The organism is Pseudomonas sp. JUb42, assembly GCF_024807945.1.
Lineage (GTDB): Bacteria > Pseudomonadota > Gammaproteobacteria > Pseudomonadales > Pseudomonadaceae > Aquipseudomonas.
Genome location: NZ_JANUFD010000023.1, coordinates 15,097 through 30,851, shown reverse-complemented (window position 1 = coordinate 30,851; position 15,755 = coordinate 15,097). Strand labels below are relative to the sequence as shown.

The window sequence follows — 15,755 nt, the reverse complement described above, 5'->3', positions numbered from 1 at the left end:
ACCACCGCCAACGCCTTCAAAACCAAGGAGTGAATCATGCAAGCGGTACAGCTCGAAATCGCTGAACAGCTCAAGGTCCAGCCACCTTTCGCCGACCAGGCAGCCCTTGAGGCCGAGGTCGCCCGACGCATTCAGTTCATCAAGGACTGCCTGCAAAACTCGCGGCTCAAGACCCTGGTACTGGGCATCAGCGGCGGCGTCGACTCCCTGACAGCCGGGCTGCTGGCGCAACGCGCGGTCAAGGAACTGCGCGAGAGCACCGGTGATCAGGCCTACCGCTTCGTTGCCGTGCGCCTGCCGTATCACATCCAGCATGACGAGCACGAAGCCACCGCGTCCGTGGACTTTATCAACCCCGACGAGCGCCACACCGTGGACATCGCCCCGTCGGTGAAAGCCCTGGCCGAACAGGTCAAGGCGTTCGACGGGCTGCCAGACAGCGCCGTGGACTTCGTCAAAGGCAATATCAAGGCGCGTACGCGCATGGTCGCCCAATACACCATCGCCGGCGCCCTGGGTGGTCTGGTGATCGGTACGGATCATGCGGCGGAAGCCGTCATGGGCTTCTTCACCAAATTCGGCGACGGCGCCTGCGACCTGGCGCCTCTGAGCGGTCTGGTGAAAAACCAGGTCCGCGCCATCGCCCGCAGCTTCGGCGCGCCGCAGAATCTGGTGGAGAAAATCCCGACTGCCGACCTGGAAGACCTGGTCCCCGGCAAACCCGACGAAGCCAGCCACGGCGTGACCTACGCCGAGATCGACGCTTTCCTGCATGGCGAGCCGGTGCGCGAAGAAGCGTTCAGGATCATTGCCGACACCTACCACAAGACCCAGCACAAGCGGGATCTGCCGTACGCCCCGTGATTCGGGCCTTATAGCGGTCCGTAGGAGCGAGGCTTGCCCGCGAAAAAGACAGCGGGGTGCTTCAGAAATACCGCGCCGAAGCCTTCGCGGGCAAGCCTCGCTCCCACAGCATGTAGTGGCCAGCAATAGAAAACGGAATGAACCCGCCGTTTTTTTTCGCTTGTCCGCATCGTCAATAGGGGCTTTGATGATGGCCTCATTTGCCATCGTCAGAGCCGCTGCCCATGTCCTCGTTCCAAGGCCTCTTCTCTCTCGTCGCCACCGTCGTCGGTCAACCGGCCGCACAGTGGCTGGAAAGTCACGTCGAAGTCCCGCAGGGTCTGCATGAGTTCTCCTGGGGCGAAGACAACCTGCACCGCGCCTGGCTGGCCGAAGCGCTGAACCTGAGCTTACTGTACAAGCTGACCGAAGCCGTGCCAGCGGGCCGTAGCTATGTCGATGAACAGGCGCAACAGGACCGCAAGGTGGTGTTCGACCACGGCGCCATCCGCACCGTCGACTGGCCGGAAAACGGCGAGCTGCCGCGTGGCCGCCAGGCGTTCTCGCGTCTGCTGGAGCCCCTGGGCTTCACCGATGTGCGCACCTACCCGCTGACCAAACTGAACATGACCGGCTGGGCCTATCGCCAGATGGACCTGCCGGAAGATATCGCCCAGTTCTTCGTCTCCGAGCTGCATCCGGGCCGCTTCAGCGAAGCCTTCCAGAATGCCGTGACCCGCGTAGTCAGCAGCAGCCGTGACCCGCTGACCAGCGAGCACTTGAGCATCCTCAAGCGCCTGCGCCTGACCCGCCATTGCAGCCTGGCCGAAGCCCGCGCCCTGCTGCCAGCCCTGTATCAGGCTTTCGACCGCCAGCATGGCGTGGTGCAACAGGCCGATTACCAGACCCTGCTCGCCGAAAGCGCGGAAATGGCCTGGATATCCACCGAAGGCAACAGCTTCAACCACTTGACTGACCGGGTGATCGACCTGGAAGCCGTGGTTGCCGAGCAGAACCGCATCGAGCGGCCCATGAAGGACAGCATCGAAGTGTCCACCTCGGGCCGGGTCATGCAGACCGCCTACCGCGCCTGCACCGTCACCCGCGGCTTTGCCGATGCTTCGGGGCGCGTGCGGGAACAACAGGTGCCGGGCTCGTTCGTCGAGTTCATCCAGCGCAAGATCGACCCGGACACTGAGCGTCTGGACCTCAATTTCGACAGCAGCAATGCCCAGGGCATCTTCAAGATGACCGCCAGGTAACGTCAACATCCCCCTGTGGGAGCGAGGCTTGCCCGCGAATACGGTATTCCTGACGATAGATAAATATCGAATGTACTGACCTCTTCGCGGGCAAGCCTCGCTCCCACAGGTATCGACCTGTAGGACATTTCTGAATTTCCCTCGGACTCTTGAACCGGCCTGCCCCTCTCGGCAATCTGTTTCCAGACATGTCGTTCAGGGCTACACCGTGTTCTCTCAACAACGCTCCATCGTCCAGCGTCCGTGGTTCATTCCGGCGTGCGCCGCATTTGCCGTGGTCTGCTGGATTGCCACCGCCGCCAGCCAGTCAATCTCCCGCGCCCCGGACAGCAGCGCCGCATCCTTCACCCTCAGCGGCGAAATCCCTGCCCATAGTGCGTTGCGTGCCACTGCCCACTACACACCATCCGGCTCATCCCATCGTTGCAACTACCCGCCTGCGCTGCTGCAACACGACAGCGCGCCCGACGTGCAGGCCTTCAACTTCGAGATCGCCCTGAGCTACAGCCTGCCCGACTGCGAGATGCTGCTCAGCGAGGTGAGCCTGGTCATCGATGGTTTCCATGGCGAGCAGCACGCACTGCGCAGTAGCACCAGCGGCGGGGTCATCGCCATACGGCCGGACATGAGCCCACGGCAGAAGAACGGCGTTCCGGGGTTTCCGGCGTCAGGGGCGAAGGAGTATCGGGGGCTGTGCAGTTGGCGGGCTGTCTGGGCTGCCGAGGGGCAAGCCGAAGCCAGGCGCCTGGAGTGTGAAGCGGCGGACAAGGACTGGAAGGTGGCCAGCGATGGCAGGCATCAACGACGGCCCGGCGGCGCGGTCAGCCGCCAGCAACTGGCGGGCAAGACCATTCGCATGACGTTGCGCATGGCCGAACCGGCGACCTGATCCAGTCTGGAACAGGTCGCGCGCGGTCTACCGACTTACTTCAGAGTGACAGTGCCTTTCATCATGCTGATATGGCCAGGAAAGGAGCAGAAAAACATATATTTTTCAGCTGCATCGAGCTTGGACACATCCAGCTTGAGGGAATCTGTTTCACCGGCGCCGATCACCTTGGTATGGGCAATAACGCGGGTGTCGCCATCCTTGATGTAGTTCTTGTCGATACCAACGCTCAGGCCATCAGTGGCAATCGGCTGGGCATCGGCCTCTTTGCTGATCACCAGGTTATGACCCATGACCGCTTTTGGCAGGCTGCCGGAGTGTTTCAGGTTGATGGTGAACTCTTTGCAGCTCTTGTCGATCTCGATGGCCTTGGTGTCGTAGGACATCTGGTCGGTGGAATCCACCGTGATAGCGCACTCGGCAGCCAGCAATTGGCCACTGGCCAGGGTCAGCAGCGATACAGCAACAAGCTTGCGAATCATAAGGAGTCTCCAAGGCAGGAAGTTTCGATCATTTGCCCGCGAGACTGCCTGATCCCTGCGCTGCTGCCAATGATTTGCATCAACGGAACCGAGTGAAAGGCTATCAGGGTCATGGAGACAATCAACCAGCCTCAAGCGTAGCCGCGCCGTAGTATCGCGCCATGCCCACTTAGAGAGCCCGCCATCATGACCTTCAATAGCCTGTTTCGCAGTTTGCTCGCCGCCTACGCCTGTGGCGCCAGCGGCAGCTATACCCATGAGATCGAAGGGGCGCGGTTGCGCGATTGATCAATGAATTACGGTTGTCACAGCGAATTGTGGGAGCGAATTTATTCGCGAAGAGGCCAGTACATTAGATAAAAATCTGTCGTCTGAGCCGCCTTCTTCGCGAATGAATTCGCTCCCACAGAGTTCTCTCCCCACAATTGGCACCAGCAACTTATGTTCTCCCAACCATGAATGCTTGTGACGTGATCACCCACTCACCGGCATCACCGTCACCCGCACTTCCGGGTCATGGTTGCCGCCGCCCAGAATCACCCCCCGCAACGGCGAGACGTCGGAGAAATCCCGTCCCCAGGCCAGGCAGATATGTTCCAGCGCCGGCTGCACGTTGTTGGTCGGATCGAAATCCACCCAACCCAGCACCGGGCAGAACACCGAGACCCAGGCGTGGGAGGCGTCTGCGCCAATCAGGCGCGGTTGGCCCGGCGGAGGCTGGGTCAGCAGGTAGCCGCTGACATAGCGCGCCGACAGACCCCGCGAGCGCAGGCAGGCGAGCATCAGGTGGGCGAAGTCCTGACAGACCCCGCGACGGCGCTCAAGCACTTCAACCAGCGGCGTCGCCACCTGGGTCGCTTCGTCGTCGAAGGTGAATTCTTTGAAGATTTTCTCCATCAGCGCCTGCACGCAGAGCAGCAGCGGCCGCCCCGGCGGGAAGCAGACGGCGGAGAAGTCGACGAACGATTGCTTGAGGTGCACATACGGCGACTCGAAACGATAACGACAGGCTTCCAGAATGTCCGCTGACATGGGCCGGGCGGTGTAAGTCATGCTGCTGCGGGTCGAATCCCAGGCAGGCGACTGATAGAAGTCCAACAACGGCTTGTGCAGCACCTCGACCCGTAGCCGTGCATTGACCTGCAGCTCGTCATGGGGCCGCTCGAACGCCAGGCGGGTCAGGGGATTACCGAATACGTCCAGCTCATCGCGGCGCGTGGTCGGCGCCGGGCTGATCACCAGTTGCTGTTCAGTGCAGCGCTGCCAGGGGTTACGCCGCGGCCACAGATGCGCCAGCTGCTGAGCCAGAGACACCGGGCTGTCGTACTTGTAATGGGTATCGTGAAGAATCTGGTAATGGGCGCTCATCAGACGGACACCGTGCGCTGGCTGACATCATCGACATGGGCAAAATGGCGCAGGGCCAGGCGGTCGGATACCTGACCGCTGGTTTCGGCGATGCCTTGCAGCAGGTCGGCCAGGCCATCGAGAGCTGCCTGTACGCTGCTTTCGCCAAACAGTGCATTTTCCAGGCAACCGAGATCGAACGCCGCCAGGCGCTTGATCTGCACATTCAAACTGTTGTCCTTGGGTGCACCGAAGTCTTCATTGAGCCTGTTGAGCGAACGCGACACCAGTTTGAGCTGGAACAGCACGGCATGGGGGTTCTGCTCGTCGAGCAGGAGCAAATCCAGGACCGGGATCAGTTGCGGCAGCGCCAGATAACGCGAGCGGTAGGTGATGCTGCTGTTGCCCAATTCAAGCAGCCATTCCAGGCCGGCCTGATCCGATGCCGCCGCACCACGGATGAACGCCGCGAGGCTGCTGCTGAGGAATTTCAGGCGCTCGATACGCCGGCCGATCATCAGGAAACGCCAGCCTTCGTCGCGAGTCATGTCGTCCAGAGCAAAGCCGGACAGCGCCGCCAGGGACATCACCAGACGGTTGAGGAAATCCAGTAGTTCGCCGAAATCCGGTTCCTTGGTGTCGAGGCTGGTAGCTTCGCGCTGCAGCTCCACTAGGGCCTGCCAGTTTTCCCGGGACAGCTTGCCGCGCACCTGGGACGCCGACCATTGCAGGCGTTGCAGGTTGGCGCGCAGGCTGAAGGCCCAGTCTTCACCGAGCAGGCCGGCGAGCAGGCGGTTATGCAGGGTGCTGGCCTCCTCGTCGTCTTCGTCGATCCCCGGCAGCAGGCCCAGGCTTTCGCCCAAGGCCACCGCAGCCTGCAAGGCTTGTGGATCATCGTCGTCGACATAACGGGCGATCATGATGCGCAGCATCCGCGCACTGTCGTCGCAGCGTTCGCAGTAGCGGCCGAACCAGAACAGGTTTTCCACCACCCGCGACGGCAGATACGGGTCGCGGCGGATCAGGTCGTGGACGCCGAGGGTGCGCTGGCTTTTCCACGGCTCGCCGCCGTAGGAACGCTGCTCGCCCAACACCCAGGTGTCCTTGCTCGCACCGCCACGCTGCATCGACACCACATCGGCATCGGCTTCGGCAGCAACTCGGGTCAGGCCGCCCGGCAGCACGCGATAACTGCCGTCGCTACCGGCGACCGCATACACACGCATGCCGATGGCCCGAGGTTGCAGTTGCTCGCCGTCGGGCTGCCAGATCGGTGCGTGGGACAGTTGCGCCAGCTCCTGAGCGACATAGGCGTACGGACGCGCCTGCATGCGCTCGGCCAGGGCCTTGCGCTGTTTCTCGTTAAGGTCGCGACCGAAGACCGGAGCGAAACTCTGGGATGGAAAGGCCGGTTTGATCAGCAACTCGGGCATCTTTTCCAGCGCCTGGGCCAGCACCGGCGGCTCACCGCACCACCAGGTCGCCACCGACGGCAGGATCAGCTCTTCGCCAAACAGGTATTCATTGATTTTCGGCAAGAAGCCCAGCAGGCCCGGCGATTCCAGCACGCCGCTGCCCAGGGCATTGGCCACCAGCACCCGGCCCTGACGCACCGCTTCCAGCAGGCCGGGCACGCCCAGGGCCGAGTCAGTGCGCAGTTCCAGCGGGTCGCAGAAGTCATCGTCCAAGCGCCGCATGATCGCGTGCACCCGGCGCAGGCCACTGAGGGTCTTGAGGTAGACCGTGGCGTCGCGCACGGTCAGATCCCCGCCTTCAACAAGCGGATAACCGAGCTGACGGGCCAGATACAGGTGTTCGAAATAGCTTTCGTTGAAACGCCCCGGCGTCAGCAGCACGATCAGTGGCGCTTCGTTGCTCGACGGCGCCTGGCGGGCCAGGGTTTCCTGCAGGCTGCGGAAAAAGCCCGACAGGTGCTGCACCTGCAAGTCGCGATACGTATCCGGAAACGCCCGGGATACGATCTGCCGGTTTTCCAGGGCATAACCGGCACCGGACGGCGCCTGGGTACGGTCGGCAGTGACCCACCAGCGCCCGTCCGGGGTGCGCGCCAGGTCTACGGCGTACATGTGCAGGAAGATGTCTTCCGGCGGCTTCACGCCCTGGCACGGCCAGAGGAAATTGTTGTGACCGAATACCAGTTCGGCAGGCAGCAAGCCGTTGGCAATCAGGGTCTGCGGGCCGTACAAGTCCGCCAGTACCGCATTGAGCAGGCGTGCGCGCTGGGCGATGCCGGCGGACACCTGTTTCCACTCATCCGCAGCAATCAGATGCGGCAGCAGATCCAGCTCCCACGGACGATCGGCGCCCTTGGGGTCGGCATAGACGTTGTAGGTAACACCGTTTTCCTGGATTTGCCGGGTCAGCAAGGCCTGGCGCTGAATCAGCTGGGCAGGCGTGCTGCGCTGCAAATGCTCATAGAGACGCAGCCAATGCGGGCGCACGGCGCCGCTGGCATCGAGCATCTCGTGGTAAGTACCCGCAGAAAGCGGATAGCGGTCAAGCAGGTCAGGCATGGAGGGCTCGGCAGAGACTGTAAGGACTTCAAATAGGCACGGACGACACTACAGGGATGTCGATGTGATATCACACCCCTCCCTATAGTATCGTCCGGCTGTTGCACTTATTTAATGCAGACGCATATCCAGCGTCATAGGCAACTCATCATTGATGGTCAGCGGTGGCACATCCAGTTTGCCGGGGCTGTGGCCGATACGGAAAAACCGCGCCAGACGCCGACTTTCTGCTTCGTTGGCGTTGACCGGCAGGGTTTCGTAGTTACGGCCGCCAGGATGGGCGACATGATACTCGCAGCCGCCCAGTGAGCGCTGCATCCATGTGTCCACCAGGTCGAAAACCAGCGGTGCGTGAACGGGAATGGTCGGTTGCAGGCAATTGGCCGGCTGCCAGGCGCGATATCGCACCCCGGCGACGAACTCGCCGGTGCGCCCGGTCGGTTGCAGCGGCACCGGGATGCCATTGCAGGTCAGCACGTAACGCTGCGGCGGCAGGCCATTGAGCTTGACCTGCAAACGCTCCAGGGACGAATCCACATAGCGCACCGCACCACCGGCCGAGCCCTCCTCGCCCAGCACGTGCCAGGGTTCCAGGGCCTGACGCAGCTCCAGCTCGATACCACTGACGGCATAGTCGCCGACCTTTGGGAATCGGAACTCCAGGTGTGCGGCGAACCAGTCGGCGCGCAGCGGATAGCCTGCGGCGTTGAGTTCGACGATGACGTCGTTGAAATCCTGCTGAATGAAGTGCGGCAGCATGAACCGGTCATGCAGCTCGGTGCCCCAGCGCGCCAGTTTCGGCGGCGCATAGGGTTCACGCCAGAACCGCGCGACCAGCGCACGCAGCAACAGTTGTTGGGCCAGGCTCATGCGGGCATGGGGTGGCATTTCGAACGCACGCAGTTCCAGCAGCCCCAGGCGCCCGGTGGCACCGTCCGGCGAATACAGCTTGTCGATGCAGAACTCGGCACGGTGGGTGTTACCCGTCACGTCGATCAGCAGGTTGCGCAGCAGCCGGTCAACCAGCCATGGCGCAACGGTATCGCCGGCCTTGGGCATCTGGGCGAAGGCGATCTCCAGCTCGTACAGCGAATCGTTGCGCGCCTCGTCGATCCGCGGTGCCTGGGAGGTAGGGCCGATAAACAGCCCGGAGAACAGATACGACAGCGACGGGTGGTTATGCCAGTAACTGAGCAGGCTGCGCAGCAGGTCCGGACGGCGCAGGAACGGCGAGTCTCCTGGCGTTGCTCCGCCCAGCACGAAGTGGTTGCCGCCGCCGGTGCCGGTATGGCGCCCGTCGATCATGAACTTCTCAGTGGTCAGGCGGGTGAGACGGGCCTGCTCGTAGAGGAATTCGGTGCGCTCGACCAGTTCGTCCCAGTTGGCGGACGGCTGTACATTGACTTCGATAACGCCCGGGTCCGGGGTCACGCGGAAGTTGGACAGACGCGGGTCGTGTGGCGGCTCGTAGCCTTCCAGCAGGATCGGGCAATTCAACTCTTGCGCGGTGGCCTCAATGGCGGCCACCAGCTCCAGGTATTCCTCGAGCTTCTGCAACGGCGGCATGAACAAATACAAGCGGCCATCGCGTGCTTCACAGCATAGCGCCGTGCGGGTCAGCCAGTCAGCGGACTCGTCGACCACCGGCACAGCCTCGGCCGCACCCTCGACATGCTCAGGTAAACCATCGAGCCGCGTGCTGACCAAATCACTGCCAGGCAGCTCGGGGAAGTCCTGATTGAGGTCGTTCGGATGGATGTACGGGTACTCCGCCGCCTTGACCCATGGCTGCGACGCCAGTGGCAGACGGTAGCCCAGCGCCGAATCACCCGGCACCAGACGGCAATGGGTGTCACGCAAGTACCAGCGACCGCTCTGCCAGCGATCCCCGGCCGCTGTACGCGCCAACGGCAGGACCTGGCCGATGACCTTGTCCAGTCCCTGATTGAACACCTTGCGCAGGCGCTCGCGCTCCATCTCGTCGCTCAGGCGCGGATCTTCAGCCGTGACGTTCAACGGCAACGCGCCTTCACGCCACAGGTAATAGAAATTGTCTTCGTAGGCCGGGAACACAAAACGTGCCGGCACCTTTAGGCGCTCGGCCACGCTGCTGAGGAAGCGCCCGGCCAGTTCACCGGTAGCACCGTAATCCCGGGTTTCATCGGCGATCAGCGCATCATTGCGCCAGACCGGCTGACCGTCCTTGCGCCAGAAACAGTTCAGCGACCAGCGCGGCAATTGCTCGCCGGGATACCACTTGCCCTGGCCGAAATGCACGATGCTGTGGGGCGCGTAGTGCTTGCGCATGCGCAGGAACAGATCGGCCGACAAGGCGCGTTTGCGCGGGCCGAGGGCGGCAGTGTTCCATTCGGCGCCGTCGCGGTCGTCGATGGACACGAACGTCGGCTCGCCGCCCATGGTCAGGCGCACGTCCTCTGCTTTCAGATCAGCATCGATCTGATGGCCCAGGGCCTGGATCTCGGCCCACTGCACGTCGGTATAGGGTTTGGTGACGCGAGGCGCTTCCCAAATCCGCTCGACGGACATTTCATGGCTGAACTCGGTTTCACACGGCTCGACCAGACCGCTGATCGGCGCTGCGGAGGACGGCTCAGGGCTACAGGCCAGGGGAATATGCCCCTCTCCCGCGAACAAACCGGAAGTGGCATCGAGACCGACCCAACCGGCGCCGGGCAGATACACCTCGCACCAGGCATGCAGGTCGGTGAAATCGACATCGGTACCGGACGGCCCGTCGAGCGCTTCGACGTCAGCCTTGAGCTGAATCAGGTAGCCCGAGACGAAACGCGCGGCCATGCCCATATGACGCAGCAGCTGTACCAGCAGCCAGGCCGAATCGCGGCAGGAACCGGAGGCGTTATCGAGGGTGAACTCCGGGGTCTGTACACCCGGCTCCATGCGGATCAGGTACTCGATGTCCTGACTCAGGCGCTGGTTCAGCGCCACCAGGAAATCGATGGCTGGCAGCGGCTCGCGGTCGATGCTGTCCAGATAAGCCGCGAACTTGGGCGTCAGCGGCAGTTTTTCCAGATACGGGGCCAGCTCACGCTGCTCTTCGCTGGCGTAGATAAAGGGAATTTTCTCGGCGTAGGGCTCGAGGAAAAAGTCGAACGGATTGAACACCGCCATCTCGGCGACCAGATCGACCTCGACGCGCAGCTCTTTGGTTTTTTCCGGAAAAACCAGACGCGCCAGATAATTGCCCTGGGGATCCTGCTGCCAGTTGATGAAATGGTTTTCCGGCAGCACCTTCAGTGAATAAGACAGCACTCGGGTACGGCTATGAGCAGCCGGACGCAGGCGCACGATCTGCGGACCCAGTTCAACCGCACGTTCGTAGCGGTAATGCGTGACATGGTGCAAGGCAATATGAATCGACACGGCGTGCCTCCTGCGGCCTGGACGGTAATCGAACCGCGCAAGACTTATGCCACTCGGCAAAATCCGGCGCCAGCGGCGTTAGTACTGCCCGCTCAGCTAAGCACAGCACCAAAATCGCGCCAGGCAAAGGGTACGGTGCAAGGGTTGCACGGATATGGGGCGAGCGGGGTTATTTGTGTAAATGGCGCTGCCACCGAGCATCATCGAATTGTGGCGTGACGTCCAATCATTCGCGAAGCAATAACATTAATTTCAAGAAAAGACCGCACACCCCGATTACCAGCAAGTGCAACAGCATAGATATTCCAAACATCCACGGATCATCTGCAAACGAATAGCTTTTAGGGGAACCGTAACGACTAGCGCTGACTACAACCCCTGTCACCAGCCCTTCGTAAATTAAAAATAGCTTCACCACCACCCCGAAAATAAAGAAAATAGTGAGAGCCCAAAATATCCACTTTATGATCGTGGTGCCGACTTCCTCCCTCACGAAAGGCTTTTTTGACTTTGCTCTGAGCCCGTTATTTATGGCCATCTGCCGCCTTGAAGTTTTCAATTTAGGCTGACGCCCCCCCGTTCTCTCCAAGCGGCTCCTCTTTGCAGCCTCCAGCATCGCCCGATAGCGCTCACTATTCAAACAGTACAGACCAAGGAGCGGCAGACTCAACGCAATGGCATACAACCCAAAATCCGGATCGTAGGTAATTGCCGGCGCTGAAATGAAAAAACATGATGTAAATAAAAACACCATCCCACCGACCCAACGTGTGCAGCCTCGCAAAATTCTAAAACAGAAGAATGTCTGGAGCGCACTCGATATCAATATTACCGCAAACATCCATCTAGACACCAAATTCAAGTCTGAACGCTCAAAATAAGTACCTATTGCCAGCACCAGTACGAGTGCGCAAGAAATCATCCCTAAAAAAATAGAGACGATAAACACTAAAAAATGCCTCCTTCTAAATTCCATGGCACTTTCAGACATATACATTTCAAAACTCCCCATACACCGCAACCGCTATCGGCTTTAAATTCCCCGAGATCAGACTACCGCCGACAGTTGCCCCTACAGCTATTAAATCCCTCAGCTGAGTATAAGTTTGCTGCCGGATTTGTGCATTTGTATAGCGTTTGGGAAGCCCAATAAAATCCTTTCTATATTTGTGCACCTCAGCTGTAAGTGCCAACCTCTCCCGACGAGATAATCCCCGAAGTATTTCCCGGTAAGTCTTTCTAGTAGCGGCTCTTGTAACCAGTACGTGCCGCATGATTGAGAACATAGACAGGGCTGCGCCTGTAAGAGTTATGCCATCAAGCACTGCCATCATGGTTTGATACCACTCCTCGGAATCCACCTTATCCAGACCCTTCGGGTCCAAAATCTCAGCAGCGACTCGCAATACGCCCACTACGCACTGAGCAGACCCCGCCACTGCGGAGACCACACCTATTGCCGATACCACCAAGCTTACGCCTGCGGTGACAGGTACAACCATTATCCCGCCGTATACTACTGTCCAACTTAGATAAGCTCCGCCGCATGCGGCCACAGTAGATACCGCGTCCATTACTAGCTTAGATTCGCGAGTATTCGACTCCAGCGCCCTGTGAAACTCCTGTGCCCCCATATGTCCTGGCGCTTCTCGCAAAATCACTCGCTTCACAGCAACACTACAAATCGGCTGAAACTCCCTGAGCGTTACCACATTGAAATCGCCATCAATGAAGACAACCCCGGCACCGACAATTGCCGGATCGCTATCGATGACACGAAACAGCTTCCTGAGATCCACAGCGCTTTCGATGTGCTCCCTCGCCAAGCTTCTTGCAACGGAAAACCCATCCCGAAGTTGTATGGAACTCATCCCTTTTCCCTTTTTACCAAGCCAGAGCGAACGAGAATAGGCAGTCATCTTCTACAACGATGTAGGAAATCTCTCTTAGCTGTGTGTGAACGGTCTCGTTCCACTCTTACTCTCTTGCGATCAACTCCCCAGTAAGAAAAAGTGCTGACCGACAATTCGTCGACCATTGTTTTTAAGGGAGCGTTCATGGCTATCGATATGTTTTTGAAGTTGGGCGATATAAAGGGAGAATCCAAGGACAGCGTGCACAAGGAAGAGATTGATATTGAGAAGTTTCAATGGGGCATGTCGCAGTCCGGCTCGATGCATCAGGGCAGTGGTGGGGGCGCAGGCAAAGTTAATATCGGCAACCTGAGTCTTTGCAAATCGCTGGATAAATCTTCCCCGAACTTGATGATGGCCTGCTCAAGTGGCAAGCATTATCCGCAAGCCACCCTCACCATCCGCAAAGCGGGCGGTAGCAGCCCGGTTGAGTACATGATCATCACATTGAAGGAGGTCATGGTCGCGTCTTACGACACCGATGCGGGCACCAGTGACGAAACCCTCAAGGAAAGCATCGCCCTCAATTTCGCCAAGGTAGAGGTCAGTTATCAACCGCAAAATGCCGACGGCAGCAAAGAAGGCGGCCCCGTCAAATACGGCTGGAACATCCGTCAAAACGAAAAAATCTAAAAAAAACGCCAGCTCGAAAGCTGGCGTTTTTTATCACTCAAAGACGCTTAACGCGGCACTGCCGGTTTGCGCTTCGGTGCTTTCGGGCCTTTGCCCTTGGCGGCGTCGATGCGCTCCTTGGCGGCCTGCCTGTTGCGGGCTTCGGCGGCGGCCTTGGCTTGTTCGCGCTTGTCCCACGGCTTGCTGCCGTCGCTGGCGCGAGGTGGCAGGCCGGTGTGCTGGGTGAGGATTTTGGTGGTGGTTTCCTTGGCGACCTTATGGCTGCCAGCCGGCGTCGAGTTCTTGCGACGGGCGCTCTGGTAGCTGTCGGTGGTCGGCTGGTGCGCAGGAATCAGTTGATCCTTGCCCGCGCCGATCAGGTCGGCACGGCCCATGCGGATCAGCGCTTCGCGCAGCATCGGCCAGCCTTTAGGGTCGTGGTAGCGCAGGAAAGCCTTGTGCAGGCGACGCTGTTCCTCGCTCTTGACGATAGTCACCGAGTCGCTCTTGTAGGTGACCTTGCGCAGCGGGTTCTTGCCGGAGTGGTACATGGCGGTCGCCGAAGCCATTGGCGACGGGTAGAACGCCTGTACCTGATCGGCACGGAAACCGTTGCCCTTGAGCCACAGCGCCAGGTTCATCATGTCTTCATCGGTGGTGCCGGGGTGGGCGGCGATGAAGTACGGGATCAGGTACTGCTCCTTGCCCGCCTCTTTTGAATACTTCTCGAACATGCGCTTGAACTTGTCATAGCTGCCGATGCCCGGTTTCATCATCTGGTTGAGCGGACCTTCCTCGGTGTGTTCCGGGGCGATCTTCAGGTAGCCACCGACGTGGTGGGTCACCAGTTCCTTGACGTATTCCGGCGACTCGACAGCCAGGTCATAGCGCAGGCCGGAGGCGATCAGGATCTTCTTCACACCCGGCAGTGCACGAGCGCTGCGATAGAGCTGGATCAGCGACGAGTGGTCGGTGTTCAGGTTTGGGCAGATGCCGGGGAACACGCACGACGGCTTGCGGCAGGCGGATTCGATTTCCGGGCTCTTGCAGGCGATGCGGTACATGTTCGCGGTCGGGCCGCCGAGGTCGGAAATGACGCCGGTGAAGCCTGGCACCTTGTCGCGGATCTCTTCGATCTCGCGAATGATCGACTCTTCGGAACGGTTCTGGATGATCCGGCCTTCGTGCTCGGTGATCGAGCAGAAAGTACAGCCACCGAAGCAGCCGCGCATGATGTTCACCGAGAAACGAATCATGTCGTAGGCCGGGATCTTCTCCTTGCCATAGACCGGGTGCGGAACACGCGCATAGGGCATACCGAACACGTAGTCCATTTCTTCAGTGGTCATGGGAATCGGCGGCGGGTTGAACCAGACGTCCACTTCGCCATGCCTCTGCACCAGGGCACGGGCGTTGCCGGGGTTGGTTTCCAGGTGCAGCACGCGGTTGGCGTGGGCATACAGGACCGCGTCGTTACGCACTTTTTCCACGGACGGCAGGCGAATGACGGTCTTGTCACGGGTCATGCGCGGGCTCGCCAGGATCTGCACGACCTTGGCTTCGTTCGGGTCTTCAACCGGCCCCTTTTCCTGCTCGATGGCGCAGGCTTGGGTGTCCTGGGTATTCACATACGGGTTGATGATCTTGTCGATCTTGCCCGGACGGTCGATGCGCGTGGAGTCGACTTCGTACCAGCCTTGCGGCGTATCACGACGGATGAACGCGGTGCCGCGCACGTCGGTGATGTCTTCGATCTTGTGGCCCCACGACAGGCGCTGGGCGACTTCGACAATGGCCCGCTCGGCGTTGCCGTACAGCAGGATATCGGCACTGGCATCGATCAGGATCGAGTTGCGCACCTTGTCCTGCCAGTAGTCGTAGTGGGCGATGCGGCGCAGCGAAGCCTCGATGCCGCCGAGCACGATCGGCACATGCTTGTAGGCTTCCTTGCAGCGCTGGCTGTACACCAGGCTGGCGCGGTCCGGGCGTTTGCCGGCCATGCCGCCAGGGGTGTAGGCGTCGTCGGAGCGGATTTTCTTGTCGGCGGTGTAGCGGTTGATCATCGAATCCATGTTGCCAGCAGCGACACCGAAGAACAGGTTCGGCTCGCCGAGTTTCATGAAGTCGTCTTTGGACTGCCAGTTCGGCTGAGCGATGATCCCCACGCGAAAGCCCTGGGACTCCAGCAGCCGGCCAATGATCGCCATGCCGAACGACGGGTGATCAACGTAGGCATCACCGGTGACGATGATGATGTCGCAGGAATCCCAGCCAAGCTGATCCATCTCTTCCCGGCTCATGGGCAGGAAAGGCGCTGGTCCGAAACATTCGGCCCAGTACTTGGGATAGTCAAATAACGGCTTGGCTGCTTGCATGTCGATGACCGGTAGAGTGTTCAGGGAAAATCGCGGCCGCGGAATATAGCACAAAATTTAACCAAATCCGACGGTGAGCGTCGGATTAAGCACTTC

11 protein-coding genes are annotated in these 15,755 nt (G+C 60.0%); 4 read left to right on the top strand and 7 right to left on the bottom strand.

Going from position 1 to position 15,755, the window contains the following annotated elements; translation table 11 throughout:
• Positions 1–36 precede the first annotated feature (36 nt).
• From nadE to M2401_RS32260, 3 genes are all read left to right on the top strand, one after another.
• Entirely contained in the window at positions 37–864 is an 828-nt protein-coding gene (nadE, locus tag M2401_RS32270; RefSeq protein ID WP_259110767.1) for an ammonia-dependent NAD(+) synthetase, read from the top strand.
• 224 nt (positions 865–1,088) lie between these two features.
• Positions 1,089–2,105, top strand: coding sequence for a DUF1338 domain-containing protein (locus tag M2401_RS32265; RefSeq protein ID WP_259110765.1), 1,017 nt, complete (start codon positions 1,089–1,091; stop codon positions 2,103–2,105).
• A gap of 208 nt (positions 2,106–2,313) precedes the next feature.
• On the top strand, positions 2,314–2,994 hold the full coding sequence (locus M2401_RS32260; RefSeq protein WP_259110763.1) for a hypothetical protein: 681 nt from the start codon (positions 2,314–2,316) through the stop codon (positions 2,992–2,994).
• Positions 2,995–3,029: 35 nt separating this feature from the next.
• Here the strand turns inward: M2401_RS32260 and azu are convergent, their stop codons facing one another.
• The 6 genes from azu to M2401_RS32230 all read right to left on the bottom strand — a co-directional run bounded on the left by azu (position 3,030) and on the right by M2401_RS32230 (position 12,630).
• Entirely contained in the window at positions 3,030–3,476 is a 447-nt protein-coding gene (gene azu, locus M2401_RS32255) for an azurin (RefSeq protein ID WP_259110761.1), read from the bottom strand.
• Between the two features lie 474 nt (positions 3,477–3,950).
• A complete protein-coding gene (locus M2401_RS32250; RefSeq protein WP_259110758.1) occupies positions 3,951–4,844 on the bottom strand; it encodes a transglutaminase family protein in 894 nt (297 codons plus the stop codon).
• The gene (locus M2401_RS32245; RefSeq protein WP_259110755.1) at positions 4,844–7,357 is read right to left on the bottom strand and encodes a circularly permuted type 2 ATP-grasp protein; all 2,514 of its coding nucleotides are present in this window, start codon (positions 7,355–7,357) and stop codon (positions 4,844–4,846) included. The genes M2401_RS32250 and M2401_RS32245 overlap by 1 nt, the downstream gene beginning before the upstream one ends.
• Before the next feature lie 111 nt (positions 7,358–7,468).
• On the bottom strand, positions 7,469–10,759 hold the full coding sequence (locus M2401_RS32240) for a DUF2126 domain-containing protein (RefSeq protein ID WP_259110752.1): 3,291 nt from the start codon (positions 10,757–10,759) through the stop codon (positions 7,469–7,471).
• Between the two features lie 226 nt (positions 10,760–10,985).
• Complete coding sequence (locus M2401_RS32235; RefSeq protein ID WP_259110749.1) at positions 10,986–11,756, bottom strand: hypothetical protein; 771 nt, start codon at positions 11,754–11,756, stop codon at positions 10,986–10,988.
• Between the two features lies 1 nt (position 11,757).
• A complete protein-coding gene (locus M2401_RS32230) occupies positions 11,758–12,630 on the bottom strand; it encodes an NAD synthetase (RefSeq protein WP_259110747.1) in 873 nt (290 codons plus the stop codon).
• A gap of 186 nt (positions 12,631–12,816) precedes the next feature.
• On the opposite strand from M2401_RS32230, the gene M2401_RS32225 reads away from it, so the two are divergent.
• Complete coding sequence (locus M2401_RS32225; RefSeq protein WP_259110746.1) at positions 12,817–13,305, top strand: type VI secretion system tube protein Hcp; 489 nt, start codon at positions 12,817–12,819, stop codon at positions 13,303–13,305.
• Between the two features lie 47 nt (positions 13,306–13,352).
• Here M2401_RS32225 and M2401_RS32220 read toward each other — a convergent pair whose 3' ends face one another.
• Entirely contained in the window at positions 13,353–15,659 is a 2,307-nt protein-coding gene (locus M2401_RS32220; RefSeq protein WP_259110743.1) for a YgiQ family radical SAM protein, read from the bottom strand.
• Positions 15,660–15,755 lie beyond the last annotated feature (96 nt).